This is a genomic window from Enterococcus sp. DIV0806c (assembly GCF_051710905.1).
GTDB lineage: Bacteria > Bacillota > Bacilli > Lactobacillales > Enterococcaceae > Enterococcus_B > Enterococcus_B mundtii.
The window spans coordinates 1,031,594-1,052,818 of record NZ_JBIOLO010000001.1 but is presented as its reverse complement, the minus strand read 5'-3'; the positions used below and the strand labels follow the sequence as shown (position 1 = coordinate 1,052,818).

General features: G+C 40.0%; 19 protein-coding genes. 2 read left to right on the top strand and 17 right to left on the bottom strand.

The features are described from left to right. Positions 1 to 142 precede the first annotated feature (142 nt). On the bottom strand, positions 143 to 1,579 hold the full coding sequence (locus IGK77_RS04950; RefSeq protein WP_071866067.1) for an NCS2 family permease: 1,437 nt from the start codon (positions 1,577 to 1,579) through the stop codon (positions 143 to 145). Positions 1,580 to 1,870: 291 nt separating this feature from the next. Between IGK77_RS04950 and IGK77_RS04945 the strand changes: the two genes are divergently transcribed. Continuing rightward, on the top strand, positions 1,871 to 2,680 hold the full coding sequence (locus IGK77_RS04945; RefSeq protein WP_010735846.1) for a Cof-type HAD-IIB family hydrolase: 810 nt from the start codon (positions 1,871 to 1,873) through the stop codon (positions 2,678 to 2,680). 154 nt (positions 2,681 to 2,834) lie between these two features. Here IGK77_RS04945 and IGK77_RS04940 read toward each other — a convergent pair whose 3' ends face one another. From IGK77_RS04940 to IGK77_RS04915, 6 genes are all read right to left on the bottom strand, one after another. After that, positions 2,835 to 4,991, bottom strand: coding sequence for a peptidoglycan D,D-transpeptidase FtsI family protein (locus tag IGK77_RS04940; protein WP_074799750.1), 2,157 nt, complete (start codon positions 4,989 to 4,991; stop codon positions 2,835 to 2,837). A gap of 254 nt (positions 4,992 to 5,245) precedes the next feature. Further along, the gene (locus IGK77_RS04935; RefSeq protein WP_010735849.1) at positions 5,246 to 6,091 is read right to left on the bottom strand and encodes a MurR/RpiR family transcriptional regulator; all 846 of its coding nucleotides are present in this window, start codon (positions 6,089 to 6,091) and stop codon (positions 5,246 to 5,248) included. Between the two features lie 68 nt (positions 6,092 to 6,159). Continuing rightward, positions 6,160 to 6,309, bottom strand: a complete 150-nt coding sequence (locus IGK77_RS04930; RefSeq protein ID WP_256209268.1) for a hypothetical protein — start codon at positions 6,307 to 6,309, stop codon at positions 6,160 to 6,162. Positions 6,310 to 6,468: 159 nt separating this feature from the next. Continuing rightward, positions 6,469 to 8,403 (bottom strand): threonine--tRNA ligase, encoded by a 1,935-nt coding sequence (gene thrS / locus IGK77_RS04925; protein WP_074799751.1) that lies wholly within the window; start codon positions 8,401 to 8,403, stop codon positions 6,469 to 6,471. Between the two features lie 324 nt (positions 8,404 to 8,727). After that, positions 8,728 to 8,907 (bottom strand): 2-hydroxymuconate tautomerase, encoded by a 180-nt coding sequence (locus tag IGK77_RS04920; protein ID WP_002287649.1) that lies wholly within the window; start codon positions 8,905 to 8,907, stop codon positions 8,728 to 8,730. A gap of 110 nt (positions 8,908 to 9,017) precedes the next feature. Further along, entirely contained in the window at positions 9,018 to 10,829 is a 1,812-nt protein-coding gene (locus IGK77_RS04915; protein WP_074799752.1) for a heavy metal translocating P-type ATPase, read from the bottom strand. A 196-nt stretch (positions 10,830 to 11,025) separates the two neighbouring features. Between IGK77_RS04915 and helD the strand changes: the two genes are divergently transcribed. After that, positions 11,026 to 13,308, top strand: a complete 2,283-nt coding sequence (gene helD / locus IGK77_RS04910; RefSeq protein WP_074799753.1) for an RNA polymerase recycling motor HelD — start codon at positions 11,026 to 11,028, stop codon at positions 13,306 to 13,308. Between the two features lie 199 nt (positions 13,309 to 13,507). On the opposite strand, the gene IGK77_RS04905 is transcribed toward helD, so the two are convergent. From IGK77_RS04905 to IGK77_RS04860, 10 genes are all read right to left on the bottom strand, one after another. After that, positions 13,508 to 14,146 (bottom strand): hypothetical protein, encoded by a 639-nt coding sequence (locus IGK77_RS04905; protein WP_071866062.1) that lies wholly within the window; start codon positions 14,144 to 14,146, stop codon positions 13,508 to 13,510. A 479-nt stretch (positions 14,147 to 14,625) separates the two neighbouring features. Continuing rightward, a complete protein-coding gene (locus IGK77_RS04900) occupies positions 14,626 to 15,345 on the bottom strand; it encodes a YebC/PmpR family DNA-binding transcriptional regulator (RefSeq protein WP_029594248.1) in 720 nt (239 codons plus the stop codon). 98 nt (positions 15,346 to 15,443) lie between these two features. After that, the gene (locus tag IGK77_RS04895) at positions 15,444 to 16,625 is read right to left on the bottom strand and encodes a nucleotidyltransferase (protein ID WP_071866011.1); all 1,182 of its coding nucleotides are present in this window, start codon (positions 16,623 to 16,625) and stop codon (positions 15,444 to 15,446) included. 77 nt (positions 16,626 to 16,702) lie between these two features. After that, positions 16,703 to 17,464: a class I SAM-dependent DNA methyltransferase gene (locus tag IGK77_RS04890; RefSeq protein ID WP_066025699.1), complete on the bottom strand. Its 762-nt coding sequence runs from the start codon at positions 17,462 to 17,464 to the stop codon at positions 16,703 to 16,705. Position 17,465: 1 nt separating this feature from the next. After that, entirely contained in the window at positions 17,466 to 17,819 is a 354-nt protein-coding gene (gene rsfS, locus IGK77_RS04885; RefSeq protein WP_034688417.1) for a ribosome silencing factor, read from the bottom strand. A gap of 24 nt (positions 17,820 to 17,843) precedes the next feature. Continuing rightward, positions 17,844 to 18,428 carry a bis(5'-nucleosyl)-tetraphosphatase (symmetrical) YqeK gene (yqeK, locus tag IGK77_RS04880; protein ID WP_023519420.1) on the bottom strand — a complete coding sequence of 195 codons (585 nt, stop codon included), beginning with the start codon at positions 18,426 to 18,428 and terminating at the stop codon, positions 17,844 to 17,846. Next, positions 18,418 to 19,065: a nicotinate-nucleotide adenylyltransferase gene (locus tag IGK77_RS04875; protein ID WP_010735862.1), complete on the bottom strand. Its 648-nt coding sequence runs from the start codon at positions 19,063 to 19,065 to the stop codon at positions 18,418 to 18,420. The genes yqeK and IGK77_RS04875 overlap by 11 nt, the downstream gene beginning before the upstream one ends. Before the next feature lie 12 nt (positions 19,066 to 19,077). Beyond that, positions 19,078 to 19,389: a ribosome assembly RNA-binding protein YhbY gene (gene yhbY, locus IGK77_RS04870; protein WP_019724120.1), complete on the bottom strand. Its 312-nt coding sequence runs from the start codon at positions 19,387 to 19,389 to the stop codon at positions 19,078 to 19,080. Positions 19,390 to 19,404: 15 nt separating this feature from the next. After that, positions 19,405 to 20,514: a ribosome biogenesis GTPase YqeH gene (gene yqeH / locus IGK77_RS04865; protein WP_071866009.1), complete on the bottom strand. Its 1,110-nt coding sequence runs from the start codon at positions 20,512 to 20,514 to the stop codon at positions 19,405 to 19,407. Beyond that, the gene (locus tag IGK77_RS04860) at positions 20,511 to 21,038 is read right to left on the bottom strand and encodes a YqeG family HAD IIIA-type phosphatase (RefSeq protein WP_010735865.1); all 528 of its coding nucleotides are present in this window, start codon (positions 21,036 to 21,038) and stop codon (positions 20,511 to 20,513) included. Before IGK77_RS04860 ends, yqeH begins: the two co-directional genes overlap by 4 nt. Between the last annotated feature and the right edge of the window lie 187 nt (positions 21,039 to 21,225).

The following is a 21,225-nucleotide window of genomic DNA, read 5'->3' as shown; positions in this document are numbered from 1 at the left end:
TTCTTTCGTCTCTATTATCATACCTATTTTTGTACGTGTGTGCAACGTATGTGCCGGTATCGTTCGTTTTTGCAAAAGAGGAAGAATACCAAAAAAATAGAAGCAAAGAGTTAGCTTACTCTTTACCCCTATTTTTTGTCATTTAAATGATTGCTAAAATAACGAAGTTGAGGATGAATAAAATATCAACAACCCATAAAGCAAATGAAATCTCACTAGTTTTGCCTTTGACTACTTTCATGATCGTATAGAAGATAAATCCAGCAGCGATTCCGTATGAGATGCTGTAAGCTAATCCCATGAAGATCGAAGCAAAAAAGGCAGGTAATGCTTCTTCCATATCTAACCAATTGATATCAGCAAACGAAGCCATCATCATCACACCAACTAAGATCAATGCTGGTGCAGTCGCTTGTGCTGGTACAATAGCAATCAGTGGAGAGAATAAACTACTCAAAGCAAATAATGCAGCTACGACGACTGAAGTCAAACCTGTACGTCCACCAGCACCGATTCCAGCTGCCGATTCAACATAAGTCGTAGTATTCGATGTTCCAAAAATCGCACCGATCGATGTGGCGATTGCATCAGCAAACAACGCTTTATCCATTTTTGTTCTAAATCCTCGACCGTCTTCTAAAGCTTCTTCATCTTCTTTAGAGAAGATTCCTGTACGTCTACCGGTACCGATGAATGTTCCGATCGTATCAAATGTATCGGATAAACTAAATGCGATGATCGTCATCAGTACTTGTGGAATCTTAGAGCTATCACTAAATAATGATTGCATCCCTTCCGCACCGAATGCCGCACCAAAGGTTGTTCCCAGTTCATTGATCGAATTCCCCAAAGAATTTTGTTCCCAGTCGATCGCTCCTAGATCAACGACCCCCATCAAAATCCCGATGATCGTCGTTACAACGATCCCGATCAAGATCGCGCCACGGATATTTTTAACCACTAAAATCGCTGTCAATACTAGCCCGATGACTGCTAATAAGATTGGCGCATTATTGAAGTTTGCAAGTTCTGGAACGATGCCACCATTGATGGTCACGTTGGTTACTTGACCGTTGTCAACCACAGAGCTAGAAATCGCTGATTGATCTGCAGAAAAAGACAAAAATCCAGCATTTTTGATCCCAACGTATGCAACAAAAATCCCGATACCACCGCCAATTGCATGTTGTAAACTCTCAGGAATGGCATGGATGATCATTTTCCGAATATTTGTTACTGTAATAAATACATTGATCAACCCACAAATAAAGACCATGGCTAATGCTTCTTGCCAAGAATAACCTAATCCAAAAACAACTGTAAACGTGAAGAAAGCATTCAAACCCATTCCAGGGGCTTGTGCATACGGCACATTAGCAAATAATCCCATAACTAAAGTACCGATGATCGAAGCAATGATCGTCGCTAAAAAGACTGCCTGAAATGGCATGCCAGCAGCTGACAAGATCGTCGGATTAACAAATAATATATAACTCATGGCAAAAAATGTCGTGACACCCGCCATTATTTCTGTTGGTACATTTGTATTATTTTTCTTTAGTTGGAAAAACTTTTCCATAAAAATTTCCACTCCCTGATTTTTTCTAACGGACTATATAATATGTAAAAATAAATCCAAATATAATTTTCCGTCGAACATTTATAAATTATATAGACATTTCATTCGTTTTTCAACATAAATCTTTATGAAATACCATTTTAATCTTTTAATGTTCGTGTTTAGGTTGATTTCGTTTCTTATTTTCTATTTTTGCTTCAAAGCAATTATTTTTCAGAAAGATCTGCACCTTGTTTATTCATTGAAATATGCTAGACTAAAACAAATCGTTGTTTGAAAGGAATGACAGCATTGAACAAAAAATTGATTGCGATCGACTTGGATGGAACAACGTTGAATCCTGAGTCGATCATTACTTCTAAAACCCAAGAAACATTGAGAAAAGCCATTGATGCTGGCCATCATGTCAGTATTGCAACAGGACGTCCTTATCGAATGAGTTATCAATATTATCAACAGTTAGAATTGACAACACCGATGGTCAACTTTAACGGTGCGCTTGTGCATATCCCAAACCAACAATGGGCTGGGGAGCAAGAAACATTGATCAATAAAGAGATTGTTTTTGAGATCTTAGCGCAAAAAAATCAATTGAATCTAGATTTTATTGCTGCGGAGAATCGCGACACTTTCTTTATCGATACTTTTGATTTTTTTGACGCAAAATTCTTTGCTTCACCAAATCCTAAACCAGAAAACCTACTGTCTCCACGAAATCTAACAACTAACCCTACGTCCTTATTGGTACGTACAGAAAAACAATATGCTGAACAAGTTTCTGCCGAACTAACACGTCAATTTGGGAAGCATGTCGATGTAAGGACTTGGGGTGGCCCAATGGCGATACTGGAGATTGTTTCAAAAGGGATCGAAAAAGCGAAAGGAATCCATCAAGTAGCGAATTATCTATCGATCGAACAAAAAGATGTGATTGCTTTTGGTGATGAACACAATGACTTAGAACTTCTTGAATATGCGGGCTGGGGTGTGGCAATGGCTAATGGGACTGAGCAACTAAAAGGCGTAGCCAACGATGTCACTGAGCAAACAAATGAAGAAGACGGTTTGGCGAATTACCTTGAAAAATTACTTTCATTATAAAAAATCCGTCTGGGGCATTCGTCCTCTCGCACCACTTAAAACCAAATAAACAGTGGGAGCAGAAGTAAGCTCTTCGAAAATAAGGCGCCATCCACAAAATCTTCGTGGATGACGCCTTATTTCTTGAGGCTAAATACTTCTGCTCTGACCTCTGTTATCTGTTTGCCATGAACATATCGTAATAAGCATTCATGATCTCTTTGGCTATGACCGAATTCATATGGTCTTTTTCATCTAGCAGGTTTGGTAAGACAACACTTACCGCAATCTCAGGATTTTCTGTTGGTCCGTAAGCCACAATATTACTATTGACTGTTACGATATCGGGATGACCTTCAGCGACTGTTTCGGCTGTCCCTGTTTTAGCAGAAAGATCCATTTTTGCATCTGCTAATGATCGAGCAGTCGTGTAAGCATTTGTTCCATGAACTACTTGATGGAATCCTTCACGTAAAAGAGCCATCTCTTCAGGAGACACGTCTACTGTATTTTCGACAACTGGTTCCATCTCTTTTTTCACTTCACCTAAGTTACCATTCTCGTCGTTTCCGTAAATGCCTTTGACAATGCGTGGTTGGATTCTTTTTCCACCGTTCGCCACCGTTGCAGCATATTGCGCTAACTGGATCGGGGTATACGTATCAAACTGGCCAAATGCCAAGTCAGTAAAGTTTCCTGGTGTGAACCAGTCTTGTCCGTTGTCTGCATTGAATTTCTTCATGTATTCAACAGAGTGTGAGATCCCCGCAGACTCATTTGGTAAATCGATCCCTGTGACTGTTCCAAGTCCAAATTGTTTAAAGCCGTCACGCAATTGTTCATACGCTTGTGCCTCTTCACTTAGACTAGGTAAGCCCATATTTGGCACGTACTCTAACCCTAGCATCTTCAACGCTACTTTGATCATATAGGTATTTGATGAAAGCTCTAACGCTTGGACCACATCCAACGGTACAGATCCAGTACGATTGAAGACGGAACTTTTTTCTGAAGAGCCCTGTAATCGAATCGGTTCATCTACTAATACTTGATTACCGCTGATCACGCCACTTTGCCAACCGGCGGCTAACGTACCTGCCTTTACAACAGATCCTGGAACAAAGGCATTCGTGATCGTACCAAGGGCATTTTCAGTCAACTCTTTTGAGCCTTGCTCATGGCTGAAACCCGTCATCGCTAATACTTCACCCGTTTGAGGATTCATCGCGACTACATACGCACCTGGTGAGTATTGGGCTTTTCCATTATCGACTAATTTTTGATAATTGTTTCTAAGAATTTCTTCGACCTTCGCTTGGAACTCTGCATTGATCGATAACATCAAATTCGATCCTTTTTCTCCTGCATACAATTCTTTTTGTTGGATGACATTTCCATTGTTATCTAAAGTGATTTCATATTGTGTCTTTGTGCCTTGTAAGACATCTTCATATTGTTTTTCTAAATAGCTTTGGCCTACTCGGTCATTACGTGAGTAGCCTTTTGCCAAGAATTCTTCCACTTGATCGGCAGGTAAGCCTTGTTTTTCTGATGTTACGCTTCCTAGAATACTCTTGATGGAATCCGCCGCATTATACTGGCGTACCCAGTCAGTTCCTGTTGAAACACCTGGCAGGTCTGATGCATGTTCTGCCACGATCGCCAATTCTTGATCTGTAACACCAGAATTTTTGATGAAAACTGTATTCAGTTCATACGCATTATTCATTCGTTTAAAAATCGTTGCTGCTTTCAATTGTTCCTCATTGAAATTGATTTCCTCATCTGTCACTTTATCTACAGTTGCTTGGTATTGTCCACTCGTGCTCAAGCTTTTTTCTTTTGCCGATAGGCGTTCAGTCGCAGCTTTCAAATGATCGGGATCTGCTAACCAAAAATCCTTCTTATCACGTGTAGTCAAGTTTTCATCCACTGGCATATCGATCAACTGTGTCAAGGTATTTGCTGTTTTCAGCAAATCCTCCGCTGTCATGTTTCTGCCTCTCGTGAATGTGATTGCTTGGTTGGCTTGGTTTGTCACCAAAGCTTTCCCGGTGGCATCGTAGATCATGCCTCGGGGTGAACTTACTTGTACCGTTAGAGACGAAGATGATTTGACTTTTGCTTCTAGTTCCTCACTGTTTACGATCTGCAAATAACCTAATCGAGCAATCAATGACACGAACAACGTAAATATAATGAAAAAAAGGAAATTTAAACGAAAGGGAACATGTGACCGTCGAAACGTTTTATTTTTTGGTTCTTGTGTTCCTTTTTTTATTCGATCTAACCAAGAATTATTTGTATTTTTTTTCATAAAACTTTTCATCATTCCTTCTTTTTCGCCTACTTATAGGCTCCATTGTACCTAAAAAAAACAAAATTAAAAAGTAAAATCCTGATCCGCAAGAAATTCTTTAATTCTCGACCCAAAAAAGACTAGTTTGTTTCACAAACAAGCAATGTGTCACACAAATAGATTCTAAAAAACTTTAAAAAATATGGTTATTTTTGAAAATAAAGTTTTCTTTTACTGTGAAACAATGGAAACAAATATGACATTGTGGAAAACTATCATCTGTTATTTCATTTTTGTTTGACATAATTTTTGATCACTTCTTTGGTTTGAGTGACTTTCTCGGTTAATTTTTCATTCTTTGCCATATAAAGATAAAAAATGATATCAATCGTTGCAAATTGAGCCAATAATGAGTTAGTTGCTGCACTTCGGTTCGTGATTTCTTTTGGTCTTGATGTCTGGACAACGACATCCGCCAATTTACTTAATCGGTTATTTCCAAATTGAGTCAATGCGATAATATCGATTCCCATTTCTTTGGCTAACTGTCCGATCATCACCACTTCTTTGCTGTTTCCTGAGTTAGAGACAAGCCATAGCACTTTTTTTGTTTCATTACTCACTAATTGTGGCAATAAGACGTGGATGTCTTTTTCAAAAATGATTGGTTTTCCTACACGAGACCATTTTTGGAGGATATCCTCAACGACTAAAGAAGATGCGCCCACACCATATAGATAAACTGTTTGTGCTTCTTCCAGACGCTCAACGACACGTTGGATCATCTCCTCTTCTAAAATATCCACGGTTTCTTTGATCGCCACTTGCGCATTATTCCCTAATTTATGTTTGATCGAATAAAATGATTCATTTGGTTCAATATCACTGAATCCTTCCACGATACCTGCTTGTAGTTCGGTGGAAATAGTGATTTTAAAATCCGTTAAACTTTGAAATCCAAGTTTTTTGGAGAAACGAACAACTGTGGGAGCGCTCAGGCCCGCCGCTTCTGCTAGCTCATTGGCTGTCATCGTTGGTATTTTTTCTACATGTGTTACGATATAATCTGCTAGTTTTCTTTCGGCAGAAGAATAGTCATTCATCATACTTTCAATGCGACTCACTACGCTCATCTCATACACATCCCTTTTTCTAAATGTCTATGTCATTATATCATACTCAAAGGCAAACAATTCTCATACTAAACAAGAAAATAGAGAATATCCTTTGCAATAGACTCCCACATACACACCAAGACATCTGCTAAGTCTGGGAGAACCGTTTCTTTATAATGTATTTTTTCTTCATATGCTTGATGAAACAGATGATGAGGTTGGATCGGTTGATACATTCTCTACGTTCCCCCTTATTTATCTAATACTTTTATTTTAGCATGATCAAGCGTTTTGACGTATGTAATGAGTGCCTCATAAAAAAACAGGAAGGAACAATTCTTTGTTGTCCTTCCTGTTTTTATTAAATTAGGCGTTGGTTCTCTTACGAACTCGTCTTAACGGCTGTAATTATGAACCTCTTCTGCCATCGCATCGACAAAGATATTCAAGTCCTCTACGGCAGTTTCTTTACTACCGTATCGGCGGATATTGACTGTTGCATCTGCCACTTCTTTATCTCCAACCACGATTTGGTATGGGATTTTTTGCGTTTGTGAAGCACGGATCTTATAGCCCATTTTTTCATTGCGATCGTCGACTTCTACACGCAAGCCTTTCATTTGTAGACGTTCTTTGATTTCATACGCGTAATCTGAATGAGCATCAACTGAAACTGGGATGATCGTTGCTTGGATCGGTGCCAACCAAGTTGGAAATGCGCCTTTGTATACTTCTGTCAAATATGCCACGAAGCGTTCCATTGTTGAAACGATGCCTCGGTGGATAACGACCGGGCGATGATTATTTTCGCCATCTTCTCCTACATAAGTTAAATCAAAGCGTTCTGGTAACAAGAAGTCTAATTGGATCGTTGATAATGTTTCTTCTGTTCCCAATGCTGTTTTAACTTGGACATCTAATTTTGGTCCGTAGAAGGCTGCTTCTCCTTCCGCTTCGAAATAGTCAAGTTCCATTTCATCCATCGCAGCTTTTAACATGATCTGTGCTTTTTCCCACATTGCGTCATCGTCAAAATATTTGTCTGTGTTGTTTGGATCACGGTAACTTAAACGGAAGCGATAGTCTGTAATATTGAAATCAGCGTAAACTGCGACCATCAACTCCAACGTACGTTTGAATTCATCTTTGATCTGATCAGGACGAACGAATGTGTGTCCGTCATTCAATGTCATTTCACGTACACGTTGTAATCCAGACAACGCACCTGATTTTTCATAACGGTGCATCATACCAAGTTCTGCGATACGGATCGGTAACTCACGGTAAGAATGGATCGTATTTTTGTAGACCATCATGTGATGTGGGCAGTTCATTGGGCGTAGCACGAGCATCTCGCCATCTCCCATATCCATTGGTGGGAACATATCTTCTTGGTAATGATCCCAGTGGCCTGAAGTTTTGTATAACTCTACGTCCCCCATGATCGGTGTATACACATGTTGATAGCCTAAACTGATTTCTTTGTCTACGATGTAACGTTCGATCGTACGACGGATTGTTGCACCTTTTGGTAACCAGAAAGGTAAACCAGAACCAACTTCAGGTGCTACCATGAATAATTCTAATTCTTTTCCTAATTTGCGATGGTCTCTTTCTTTAGCTTCTTCGCGCATTTGGATAAACTCTTTTAACGCCTTTTTATCAAAAAATGCTGTTCCATAAACACGTTGCATCATTTGGTTATTTGAATTTCCACGCCAGTAAGCTCCTGCTACAGATAATAATTTGAAGACTTGGATCCGACCAGTTGAAGGGACATGTGGGCCACGGCATAAGTCGATGAACTCTCCTTGTTGGTAAGCCGTGATTACTTCGTCTTCTGGTAATTCACTGATCAATTCCACTTTGTAAGGATCACTTGCAAAGATTTCTAATGCTTCTTGTTTTGATAACACACGACGTTCGATCGGCAAGTTTTCTTTGACGATTGCCATCATTTCCGCTTCGATCGCTGGTAGATCTTCGGCACTGACTTGGCTTTCACCATTGTCTGTATCGTAGTAAAACCCTGAATCGATTGCTGGTCCTACACCAAAGTGGATATTTGGATATAGACGGCGCATAGCTTGTGCCATCAAGTGAGCACTTGAGTGACGAACCAAACCAAGTGCGTCTTCATGATCAGGTGTCACGATCTCGATCGAGCCATCCTCTTCGATCCCGCGGTTCAAGTCGATCAGTTCGCCATTCACTTTTCCAGCCAAGGCTTTCTTTGCTAAACTTTTAGAAATACTTTCTGCAATTTCTGCAGTAGTGATCCCTGGCGCAAACTCTTTGACTGCACCATCAGGAAATGTCATTTTTATCATAGGGGTTCCTCCTTTAAATTTCTGTTTTTAGCTTCGCCACCAATAAAAAAAATCCTAGTATCTATACAGATACTAGGACGAAAAATTCGTGGTTCCACCTAATTTTGAATACGACATACGTACTCCTCAAGCGTGATAACGGTACGACCGCCTCTGTTTCAACAAAGGTTTCGAAAGTGGTCATCCTTTGGTTTTCTCCTGGAAAAGTTTCAGCCTAGCTTTTCCTCTCTTATCGAAGACTCTCAAATTCAGTTGTCTTTCTCATCAATCATCTATGTGTTTATTTAACCACTATTATTTCAAAAAATCAAGCCTCGAATCCACTTATTTTTTCCATTCACCATTGACACCATATGTGCCTTTTTTCATTTCGTTGATAATCACATGAATGTGTTCTTTTGGTGCTTGCGTATTTTTATGGACAGCCTCGGTGATATCTTTCATCATGTTCTCTAATTGTTCTGGGCTACGTCCTTCGACTAATTCTACGTGTACGAATGGCATATTCTCAACTTCCTTTCATGGTTTGCTCTTTTATTGATCAAGTGTTGCTTCTCTCTTTGCATCATACCGCAAAAAGATTTTGCTGAAAAGTCTCTTTTATCATTTTGCCTTTAATTTTGTGTGATCATGGAATGTTGTTTTTGTTTCGCTGACTTTTTTGCCCGTAACGCACTTAAAATGGAAACTGTATCAACCACTTCTTGAAGCATTGCGCCAAACAACGCTGGAATGACTCCTGTACTGGCAACGATCATCAAAAAGACACAAACAAAAATACCGATCAAAACAGATTGTTTCGCTACTTTCATCGTTTCCCGAGAAATCATCACTGCTTCTGCCACTCGTTCTAAATCATCCTTTAAAATGACGACATCTGCACTTTCACTTGCAGCAGTTGAGCCATGTGCGCCCATCGCGATGCCTACATCCGCGACAGTCAAGGCAGGAGCATCATTGACACCATCTCCTACCATCGTGACAGGCCGCTTTTCTTTGGGGATACTAGTTAAAATCGTTAATTTATCTTGTGGTAAACAACGTGCATGAACTTCGGTCAAGCCAACTTCCTCGGCAATTGCTTTTGCAACCGTACGACCATCCCCAGTCACCATCAGTAAGTCGGTGATGCCTTGAGCTTTCAAGTTTGCGATTGTTTTACTTGCTTCTGGACGGATCGTGTCTGAGAAGTAAATCGTTCCGGCATATTTTCCATCAATTGACACATAGATCGCAGTCGTATCTGTTTTAGCTTCCGGAACATCAATAAAGCGTGCATTCCCTACTTTAACCTGCATGCCATCAACCGTAGCTGTAATCCCTTGCCCTGAGATTTCTTTTAAATCAGTGACTGGTAACAATTGGGGAACTGCTTGAACTAAGGAACGGGCCAAGATATGGGCTGAGCCTTGTTCCGCACTCGCCGCTACACGTAATAATTCCACTTCTGAAAACCCATCAACTGGAGCGACACCCGTTACTTCAAGTATCCCTTTGGTGATCGTTCCTGTCTTATCAAACGCAATCGTTTTGGTCTCTGCTAATTTTTCCACAGCGGTACCAGTCTTGACAACGATCCCACTTTTACTTGAGCGACTCATTCCCGCTACTAGAGCGACAGGTGCAGCCAAAATCAATGGACATGGTGATGCTACAACTAAGACTTGCGCAAAGCGCACAGGATCACCACTGACCCACCAAGCGATCCCACCGATCACATAAGCGATCAGAGTAAAGGGAACAGCATAACGATCTGCTAGACGGACAAAACGTGCGGGTTTTTCTTTCGATTCCTCTACTAGTTTGATAATTAATTGATACTGGCTATCTTCTGCCCGTTTCTCAACCACCATTTTGACAGATGAGTCCCCATTGACCGAACCGGACATCAATTCATCACCGACTTTCTTGCTCATCGGTTTTGCTTCTCCAGTCAATGACGCTTCGTCAAAAGTAGATTCCCCCATGATCACTCGTCCGTCAGCTGGAACGATTTCCCCTGGTTTGATCACCAGATGATCGCCGATCTCAAGTGTGTCTACCGCAACATCCAGTTGTTGATCTCCTTGCAATTTATGGGCAGTTCTTGGCGTATTATCTAATAGGGATTGCAATTCCTGACCTGCTTTTTTTTGTGCATAGTCTTCCAAACTTTCGCCACCTGTCAACATGATCAAAATCATCAAACTCGCCCAATATTCATTGACGAGCAATGTCGCAACAATAGCTGTAATTGCTAAAATATCGACCCCATATTTCCCTGAACGTAGCGTTTTGATCATTTCGACAAACATCAAGAAGGCGAGTGTACCACCGGTGATAGCAATGATCATAAACGCAAGGCGAGGACGGTCGAACATAAACTCACTGATGAGGGCCACCGCTCCAATCAGTAGTGTCATCGCAAATTTTTTAAAATGTGTCATTTCGTTCAGCTCCTTTCTCCACATTTAGAATACCTGTTCTCTAAAGCCATTTGAACTAAAAACCCCTAAATGAAAACAACTATCACTCTCATGTAGTTTGACGTTTATTTTTAGTTAACTCACTTGTGTACCTTTTTTAGTCAAACTGTGCTATACTTTTAATTCGTTATTTACGGCGGAAGGAGTAAACGATGCAATGAATGAAAGACAATTAGAACAACAGCATGTGGAAGAAACCACACAAATGATCCAACTTGAACAACGCCTATTGAATCGCAAATTAAGCGACTTGACTGAAAAAATGAATGACTCCACAAAAGAAACAGCTAATCACAAAATACGTAGCGGCTCCAACGAGTCTTTTTATGAGTCAGTGGTCGAATACCGCCAACATGAACAAGAATTGCTTTTAAAATACCACACATTAGAATCTCAGCAAAAACGTCTGCAAACATTAGAAGTAATGAAAGACAGTCCTTACTTTGCTCGTATCGATTTCAAAGAAGAGACGGAAAAAGAAACTCTCTATCTTGGCATCGCCTCATTGAGAGATACAGAAGAAGAAACCATCGTGATCGACTGGCGTGCACCGATCGCTAACCTGTATTACGAAGGAGAAATCGGTCCTGCTTTTTATGAAACAGATGTCGAAAAAATCGACGTCGAACTTCTCTTGAAACGACAGTTCAAAATCGTTGAAGGAAAAATTGTCTCTATGGTCGATACATCTGAAGTCATCAATGATGATTTTCTATTAGAAATCTTGGATGACGCATCAAGTGCTCACATGAAAAACATCGTTTCAACGATCCAAAAAGCACAAAATGCCATTATCCGTGACACCAACAGTAAAGTGATGCTGATCGAAGGAATTGCTGGAAGCGGTAAGACTTCAGCATTACTTCAACGTATCGCATTCATCCTTTATCACAATCGGAAATGGCTGGATGCTGAGAACGTCTTATTGTTCTCACCAAACCATCTGTTTTCTGATTACATCTCCACTGTTTTACCATCTCTTGGTGAAAGTGGTGTTCCGACACAAACCTTCAAAAATTATTTACAGCAATTGGTTCCTGAATTTGAGTTGACTGAAGAAGAACAACAAGAAGTCGGTTTCCTTTCTGGTGCTGATGACCCGATAAAAACGTTGAAATCCGGATTGACTTTCGTTGATCATCTTGAGACTTACATCCAGACGATCACTGATTTTGGTCCATTGTTCCGTGAGATGAAAATCAATGGTCGAAAGATCCTATCCAAAGAAGCGATCCGAAGATGGTACCAAGAAACCAATGAACTACTTCCATTGCATCAACGTCTATCTTTATTACAGACAAAGTTATTGAAAAAATTGGGCGGCCTGCAAAAGGATGAAACCCGTCAGAAATGGGTCAAAGAACTTGCAGAAGAACAACTTCAAGAACTATATGCAACCGATCCAAATTTAGAATACACCGAACAAAAAGAAAAATCATTGCGTAAAAAACTCACGAATCAAATCGTGAAAAAAAGATTCCGTAAAGTTCACCGAGGAATTTTACATTATCAATTCGTCAACTTACCGAAACAGTTTCTTCACTTTTTACAAACGATTCCTAAAACGATGTTAACCGCACATGGAATCAGCGAAACTTCTTGGAACGAACATCTTCAAGAAGTCAAAATGAACTTACGGAAAAGAGAATTGCCGCAGGAAGACGCCGTCTTGTACTTCCTATTGATGCGTCGAATCCATCCTGTATCAGTCACACAAAAGGCAAGGTATATTTTCATTGATGAAATGCAAGATTTTGCTCCTTCGCAGGTCGCATTGCTGCAATCAATCTATCCAACTGCCAATCTAACATTTTGTGGGGATCTGAACCAAAATGTTTTTGGGAACGAGACGATCACTGGTTCGCTAGAGTCGCTTTTCCCAGAGAAAGAAGTGACCCAATTCCAATTGACGACGAGCTATCGCTCCACGAAGCAAATCACTGATTTTGCCAATCATTTCTTAGCTCACGACAATCTTGTAGAAACAACGGCTCGTGAAGGTCGCCTACCGTTGATCGTCCAAAGTGATTCATCTGTAAGTAAAATCAATTGGTTGGAACAAACGATCATTGACACGAAAGAGCAAGCAAAATATTGGCGTACTGCGATCATTGGTAAAACGATCGCTGAATGTGAAGTACTCTATGAACAATTGCCTAGTTCGCTAAAAGATCAAGTCCAATTGATTGCGGACGAGTCTGATTTTATGAAACGTTCAATTATTCTTCTTCCTGCTTATCTAGCAAAAGGATTAGAATTTGACCGAGTCTTTTTATGGAATGTCGATGATGCACATTTCAATTCAGGTCATGACAAACAAATCTTATATACGATGTGTACGCGTGCTATGCATGAATTGATCCTCTTCACATCAGCGAAAGACGCTTCTTTTCTACAAACATTGGCTACTGAAAATCATGAGTCTCTCGCTTTAGATTGATTCGTTATTAAAAATAAAAAGCATCAGGAAAATCAGTCCTCTCCCACCACTTTAAACTGAATATACGGCGAGAACAGAAGTAACCTCTTCAAAAAATAAGGCGCCAGCCACAAAAATTGAAAAAACAATTTTCGTGGCTGGCGCCTTATTTCTCGAGGCTAAACACTTCTGTCTCTGCCTCTTTTTATTCATCTATCGGTCACAACATCAAATCTGTGTTTGGGTATTTCAAACGAACAAGTGAGACGATCATTCGCAATTCTTCGATATTTTCGGGATATTCTGGGTCAAATACTTTACTATGGCGACCAATCCCTCCATTATCGATCAGACGATAAATACGATTCCAATCCATGAATTGTTCGACTGTTTGGAAATTACTGATCGGGTAACCCCCACTATCCAATATTTCTGATACACGAAAAGCCAAATAAGCTGTATCAATGACTTTTTCTTTTTTCGTATCTACTTTTTGACTTGTCTCAATCAATATCTTTTCTGGTTGATGCTTCAGACTCCAGTCCAATAATAAAAAGAAAGCTTCCATCCGATAATCTTCTTCAAACAACTGAAATGCTGAGTCAGAACGTCGAAAAAGCAATGGAATCAAATATTTTTTTTTATAGATCAGCATGGGCGCGCGATCAACCATACATTCTAGGTAACGATTCAAATAGCCTGTGCCTATATAGTTTCCTAAACGATAGCCTTCTACCCCATAAGGTGCATATTTTTGTGCAAGCTTTGAGCAATCGGTGATATTGACTGCCAACTCTTCTACTTTTTGGTAACCGCTTAGAATACGTTCGAAAGGCTCTAGATTAATTTTTGCTTCCATTATTCTTTCCCCGCCTACATCAAATTACTATTCGTTTACTCACGATACTTTAATAATAACACAGGTTGAAATAGAAATGATAATAAATCACAAAAAAACTGTAACAAATAACACAGGATTTTTAATTTAGCTACTCTGTACTTGTTCTCTTTCTTTCACATCGTATGACTATACTTCATTTTTAGAATCGACAAAAAATCCCTTTACGAGAAAAAGTTGGATAAATAAAAGATCAAAAGCAAAACATGACAATGGCTTTTCAAACAGAATAACGGCTGTTTGTTTTTTAGGAAAATAAAAAAGTGTCTGGACATTCATCCTCTTACAACACTTAAAACTGAACAAACGGCGGGAACAGAAGTATATCTTCAGAAATAAGGCGTCAGCCACAAAAATTTGAAAAACAATTTTCGTGGCTGGCGCCTTATTTCTCGAGGCTAAACACTTCTGCCATGGCCTCTTCTATCCGCTTTATTCAATTAATCTTCTAAGGCAACATTATGGAAGACATGTTGGACATCTTCTAGATCTTCTAATACATCGATCATTTTTTCGAATTGTTCCAAGTCTTCGCCAGTCAACGTCACTTCATTTTGAGGGATCATTTGGATCTCCGCAATTGAAAAGTCAGTGATGCCTTTTTCTTTTAGTGCTTCTTGGATACTGTGGAAATCTGGCACTTCTCCGTAAACGATGATTTGGCCATCTTCTTCCATGACATCACGCACATCAATGTCCTTTTCCATCAAGTATTCTAAGATCTCATCTGCATCTTCACCGGCAAAACCAAAAATCGCGGTATTGTCGAACATATAAGATACTGCCCCAGAAACGCCCATATTTCCGCCGTTTTTACCGAATGCTGCACGCACATCAGCGGCTGTTCGGTTGACGTTGTTGGTCAATGTGTCTACGATCACCATTGAGCCATTTGGTCCAAATCCTTCATAGCGCAATTCAGAGTATGTTTCATCCCCTGAACCTTTTGCTTTTTCGATTGCTCGGTCGATGATATGTTTTGGTACATTGTAAGTTTTAGCGCGTTCAATGACGAAACGTAGTTTTTGGTTAGCGTGTGGGTCAGGGTCACCTGATTTTGCTGCTGCATAGATTTCAATTCCGAACTTCGCATAAACTCGGCTGTTATTTGCATCTTTAGCTGTTTTTTTAGCTACGATATTGGCCCATTTACGTCCCATAGTTTCACTTCGCTTTCTGATTTGATATAAGATAGATTCTTTTTGATTCGTGCGGGAACACACAAAACGTCCTGTTTCATTATACTTGTGAATCAGGTTTATGTGAAGCTTTTTTTCTCTTCGATCGTTTCGATAAAGACTGGTTTTCGCCCAAATACTTGTTCCGCTACCTCGCCACCTAAGCGATAGATTTGATCACTGCGAACGAGTAGTTTTGCCACTTGCGCTTCTTTTTTGCCGATTTTCGCAAAAAGGGCTAAGGTTTTTTTATTTTTGAGACATGCTCTACCTGCTGTTGTAAAGCCCAACACATGGATGTATTCTTGCATCTGTTGCTCTCTCATCTCTTCTTTTTGGATATTTAATAACACGTAGCATGACAAGCGCTGGATCCTCGTCCACGTATAGCGTTTTGTTTTGACTTGTTCGACAAACTCGTAAAATGTATTAGCTGTCTTTGCCGCTTCTAACATCCTGATCTCTAAACCTTCCGTCATCTGGTAGATTTTTTGCAACGAGTCAACGGTGGAAGAAAGAAGACGGTATTTTAGCAAGGGCCAATAGGATGTCCAAGTTTGCAAACTTGCTATTTTTAAAAACGTCTCTGTCTCTGATGGAACTGTTGCAGAAATCGATCGACTTTCAGTTAGTGCTTTACGAATCGCTGTGGCACTGGCTATTGTTTCTTCTGATAAGTCTTCATCATGATAGCCAGCCCCTTTACGGTTGATCGGAACTAATTCCATTGGATGTTCATACGTAGCATTTTCTTTTGCATAGCTCAACCCTAGAATATGATTGGGTGAAGAAAAGTCAAGTGAGATTTCTGGGTAGACATGTTTGAATACCTGTGTCATCTTTTGCGGATAACTCATTGTCTGATCAGGTAATTCTTGAAAAGCTTTGGTGATTTGATCCTGATGGTGCAAAACAAATTGACCGAATGCTTGATAATCGAAGGTCGCTTCATCTTCTGTTCCAAAACATAAATAGTCACAGTTTAATTTTTGCAACAGTTGAACTGCTCCTTTGGCAAAATAATCAGCAGATTGTACTGCCCACTCGATTGGTAATTCAACTACGAGATCCACTCCGTTTTGCAAGGCTACTTCTGCACGTTGCCACTTATCTAAAATCGCCGGTTCACCTCGCTGCAAAAAATTGCCACTCATCACCGCAATCACTACATCGGCACCGGTTCGTTCCCGTGCTTGTTGGACATGGTAAAGATGACCATTGTGAAAGGGATTATATTCAACAATGATGCCACATACTTTCATTCGCTTTTCTCCTTTCGCCTAGTAAAAAAGAAGAGACTAAGCTTTTTAATCCAGCCGTCTCTCCTTTTTATTGTTTGCTACAGTTCGTCAATTTCGCCTTCTTCTTTCTGGGCGACAAAAAACCAACGTCTGGATTCTTCGTTAGGTGTTTCGTCTGTAAAATCAGCGAATACTTCTACTTTAGCAAATCCGCTATTCTCTAACATCCGCAAGTAGTTTTCTAGTGGATACGTACGTTCTTGATGTAATTCATCCTCACGTGTGAACGTACCGTCTTTTTCTTGTGATTCGACAAAGAATGTCAAATAATGTTCAATGCTATGTTTTTCTTTCCCCGTATAACTGTCCCAAAGAAAGGCAAAATCGTCTCCTTGGTAATGATAACTATACTCCGGAAATACTTGATCGATTTGATAAACGGAATGGACATCAAACAAGAAACGGCCGTTTTCTTCCAATGCCTGATAGACTTCATCGAATACTTGTTGTACTTCTTGATCGTTTTGCATATAGCACAAAGAATCTGAGAAACAAGTGATGGCTTGGTATTGCCCACTCTCTGATAGATCTAACATATTCCCTTCAACAAATTGTACCGTTGCTTCTTCTTCATAGGCACGTTGACTGGCGATCATCAGCATTTCTTCTGATAGATCCAAACCAGTTACATTGTAGCCGTCTTTGGCAAAAGCCACAGCTAATGCTCCTGTACCACAAGCTAGTTCAAGGATGTTTTTAGTTGTTTCAGGCAAATGGCGTTTAGAAAATGCGAGCCATTGTTCATAAAGCCCGTCATCCATGACTTCATCGTAAATAAAGGCAAATGTTTCGTAGGCCATGCTAATCCAACCATTCAGTCAAATCGACAAGTGGCGCATCCGACCATAACTTCTCTAAATTATAAAAACCACGTTCTGGGGCATGGAATACATGGATGATCAAATCACCTAGATCGATCAGAATCCATTTGCCGCCTTCTTTTCCTTCTACGCGTTTTACTTCGTATTTGCTTTCTTCTTCTTTTTCAATGATTTCTTCCACGATGGCATTGATCTGACGTTCACTGTTTGCTGAACAGATCATAAAGTAGTCAGCTAATAGCGACACTTTACGGACGTCTAAAGCTAAAATATCTTCTGCACGTTTTGAATCTGCTGCTTGGACAGCGATTTTTAATTGTTCTTTACTATCGATGATGATTTCCTCCTAATGGATCAGCTATTTTGCCACCCAATGATTATATGTTTCAATTGTTTTTGGATAAATTTTGCTTTCTTGCGCAATCAAATGTGCTAATGTATGTTTGGTTTCGAATGCAACTGCTTCATCTAAATCGATCATGGCAATCTCACGGGCTTCTTTGACACCTGGAAAAGAACGTCCTGGTTCGATATAGTCAGCCACATAGATGACTTTATCGAGTAAGGACATCTCAGCAGCTCCTGTCGTATGGAGACGGATTGCTTGTAAGATCTCCTCATCAGTGATGCCTAATTCTCGTTCAACAAATGATGCACCGACTAATCCGTGCCAAATTGCATTTCCATAAGCTAATAACTCTGGGTCAAGTTGCTCACGTTCGATGAATAAGATAAACTCATCGTCTGGTCGTTCTTTCGCATAATCATGTGTCAATGCGGCGATACTCGCTTTTTCTGGCGAGCAACCATACCTTTCAGCAAGTGCAACAGCTGTTTGTTCTACACCCAAGACATGTTTGAAGCGTTGTTCACTCATTCTCATTTGGACTTTTTGCATCAAAATTTCTCGAGTATAGGCCGTATAATCTGTACTATAATTCATGTTGATACAATCCTTCTTTCTGAATATAATCCAAGACTTTATCTGGGATCAAATAACGGACGGAACAACCTTGTTGAATTTTTTGACGAATCTTTGTCGAACTTAGATCAATCTCAGGGACATCGACCCAGATCACAGGATACGGGGTTTCCACTTGATACCCACGTCGATGGATACCGACAAAGTGGACCATTGTCAATAACTCGTCGATTTTGTACCACTTTGGTAAATATTCGACCATATCACCGCCGATGATAAAATAGTAGTCCGTATCAGGATTATTTTGAGTCAAAGCCTTCATCGTGTCATACGTATAGCTTTTGCCGCCTCGTTCGATTTCAATCGTTTCAATCGTTAGAAAAGGATTGTCTTCGATCGCAAGTTCCAGCATGTTTAAGCGATGTTCTGCCGGTATAGTTGGCTTTTCATCCACATGAGGTGGTTGATAGGAAGGCATTAAACAGACATGGTCTAGTCCTAAATTCTGTCCTGCTTGTTCTGCCATCACTAGATGGGCTAGATGCACAGGATTGAAAGTTCCGCCCAAGATCCCCACCTGTTTTCTTTTCTCATAAAGATGGGGCATTTCTTTTGGAAATACTTGAGGTCGAACAAAGGATTTCGCTTGCGATTTCATCTTCGTCACTCCTTAGATTGCATGTACTTCTTTAGATATCCGTTGGTATTTCTCTTTAGATGATGCTTTGTATAAAACAAGCACGCGTCCGATGATCTGAACCACTTCACATGCGATGGCTTGTTCTAATACTTGTGCCACATCTTCCGCGATCTCATCTGTATTTTGCAACAATGATACTTTGATCAATTCTCTTTTTTCAAGTGCTTCTTCGATTTGGACGATCATTGCTTCATTGATCCCACCTTTACCGATTTGGAAGATCGGTTGAAGATGGTGTGCCTGACTACGTAAAAATCGTTTTTGCTTTCCTCTTAAACTCATGTTTTTCCTTCTTTCTTAAATCAGTGCTTTTCTTCTTAACACATGTACCCCTTTTGGCGCCCAGCCTGCGATGACTGCTGGTTCCGTTACCGTGATCCAACCTAGTCCTGCAAAGACGATATCTGTCTTTTCTTTTACAGAAAACTCAAAGCGAACAAGTTCAGGGAATTCACTGACTTCATTCGGACGTGGTGGTTGCAATAAGCCGCCTACATGTTTTTCATAAAAAGCATCGGCTTTTTCTAATTTTGTCCGATGTAAATTGACATCATTTGATACATAAGCAATAAATGAACCTCGTTTGCCACTGATAAAGTCGAATCGAGCTAATCCTCCAAGGAAAAGCGTTTGACCTTCATTCAGCTGATACACCTTAGGCTTGATTTCCTTCGTCGGTGCGATGATACGTAAGTCTTTTTTGCCTAAATAGTGGGCCATTTGATGACGATGGATAATTCCTGGTGTATCGATCAAAAATTGGCCATCATCCAATGGGATCTCGATTTTGTCTAACGTTGTTCCTGGGAACTGCGAAGTCGTGATCACTTCTTGGACACCTGCCGTATTTTTGATGATCTGATTGATCAATGTCGATTTTCCGACATTCGTCACACCAACGATATATACATCTCGACCCTCACGATATTTTTCGATTTTCTCTAGAAGTGTTGTCATTTCAGGTGCTTTTTTTGCGCTTGTCAACAACACCTCAACAGGTCTTAGCCCTGCTTCATGGGCACGCTCATTCATCCATTGGATCATTTTTGATTTTTTCAATGATTTAGGTAAAATATCGACTTTATTTCCTACCAAAAGAACAGGATTATTGCCGACAAAACGATGTAAACCAGGAATCAGTGAGCCGTTGAAATCAAAGATATCAACCACATTGACGATCAATGCGTCTTTTTGTCCTAATTCATTTAGTAATCGCAAGAAATCATCATCTGTCAATGATACATCTTGGATCTCATTATAATGTCTCAAACGGAAACAACGTTGACAATAAACATCCCCTGTTGCTAACCCTTTTTCGAGTGCTGCTTTTGGTGTATAGCCTAATTCATCAGGATATTCTGTTTGGATCATCACGCCACAACCGATACATTGCAATTCTTCGTTCATTCAATGCCACCTCGCCAATCCATATCTGGATGTTTCTTTACTAAATAACTCATGATCTTACGTTCCCAGAACCGATTGAATTTCGTCTTCCAACTATCAGTCTCAATGATTGGTTTAACTAAGACACTACGGATACCGGCACTATTCGCGCCACGAATATCGGTCATGATCTGATCACCGATCATGATGATCTCTTCATCTGCCAGATCCAACATTTTTTTTGCTTTATTGATTCCCACTGGCAAAGGCTTCAACGCTCTTGCAACATAAAGTAGCTCAAATTTTTTAACTGCACGAGCTACGCGTTCTGAGTTGTTGTTAGAAACAACGACTACTGGTATGCCCGCATTTCTCATTTCTAAAATCCAAGTGAACAATTCTTCCGTTCCATCTGGATTATTCCAAGCAATCAGTGTATTATCAAGGTCCGTCAAGACGGCTTTGATCCCTAGTTTTTTCAGTTGTGCAGGGGTAATTTTATAGACGGCTTCTACCATCCATGTAGGTTTATAATTTGAAAACATGTTGTCTCCTCATCTGCAAAAAATGAAGGAGCACGATATGTACTCCTCAACCCCATATTATACTGTAAAATCTAAAAAAAAACTACCTCTATACATTAAACCTTTTAATGGAGGGAATAACAGAAGGAACCAACTCCAAAAAATAAGCAACCAGCTCATAAAATAGATTCTTCTATTTCTGGAGTTG

Bases quoted from the DNA above. Each gene is read 5' to 3' on its own strand.
- IGK77_RS04860 (WP_010735865.1), bottom strand. From the start codon at position 21,038: ATGTTTTCAAATTATAAACCTACATGGATGGTAGAAGCCGTCTATAAA.
- yqeK (WP_023519420.1), bottom strand. From the start codon at position 18,428: ATGAATTATAGTACAGATTATACGGCCTATACTCGAGAAATTTTGATG.
- IGK77_RS04900 (WP_029594248.1), bottom strand. From the start codon at position 15,345: ATGGGACGTAAATGGGCCAATATCGTAGCTAAAAAAACAGCTAAAGAT.
- IGK77_RS04905 (WP_071866062.1), bottom strand. From the start codon at position 14,146: ATGGAAGCAAAAATTAATCTAGAGCCTTTCGAACGTATTCTAAGCGGT.
- IGK77_RS04875 (WP_010735862.1), bottom strand. From the start codon at position 19,065: ATGAAATCGCAAGCGAAATCCTTTGTTCGACCTCAAGTATTTCCAAAA.
- IGK77_RS04935 (WP_010735849.1), bottom strand. From the start codon at position 6,091: ATGAGCGTAGTGAGTCGCATTGAAAGTATGATGAATGACTATTCTTCT.
- IGK77_RS04895 (WP_071866011.1), bottom strand. From the start codon at position 16,625: ATGAAAGTATGTGGCATCATTGTTGAATATAATCCCTTTCACAATGGT.
- yhbY (WP_019724120.1), bottom strand. From the start codon at position 19,389: ATGAGTTTAAGAGGAAAGCAAAAACGATTTTTACGTAGTCAGGCACAC.
- IGK77_RS04890 (WP_066025699.1), bottom strand. From the start codon at position 17,464: ATGGCCTACGAAACATTTGCCTTTATTTACGATGAAGTCATGGATGAC.
- yqeH (WP_071866009.1), bottom strand. From the start codon at position 20,514: ATGAACGAAGAATTGCAATGTATCGGTTGTGGCGTGATGATCCAAACA.
- IGK77_RS04920 (WP_002287649.1), bottom strand. From the start codon at position 8,907: ATGCCATTCGTACACGTAGAATTAGTCGAAGGACGTAGCCCAGAACAA.
- thrS (WP_074799751.1), bottom strand. From the start codon at position 8,403: ATGATAAAAATGACATTTCCTGATGGTGCAGTCAAAGAGTTTGCGCCA.
- IGK77_RS04940 (WP_074799750.1), bottom strand. From the start codon at position 4,991: ATGATGAAAAGTTTTATGAAAAAAAATACAAATAATTCTTGGTTAGAT.
- IGK77_RS04930 (WP_256209268.1), bottom strand. From the start codon at position 6,309: ATGTATCAACCGATCCAACCTCATCATCTGTTTCATCAAGCATATGAA.
- IGK77_RS04915 (WP_074799752.1), bottom strand. From the start codon at position 10,829: ATGACACATTTTAAAAAATTTGCGATGACACTACTGATTGGAGCGGTG.
- IGK77_RS04950 (WP_071866067.1), bottom strand. From the start codon at position 1,579: ATGGAAAAGTTTTTCCAACTAAAGAAAAATAATACAAATGTACCAACA.
- helD (WP_074799753.1), top strand. From the start codon at position 11,026: ATGAATGAAAGACAATTAGAACAACAGCATGTGGAAGAAACCACACAA.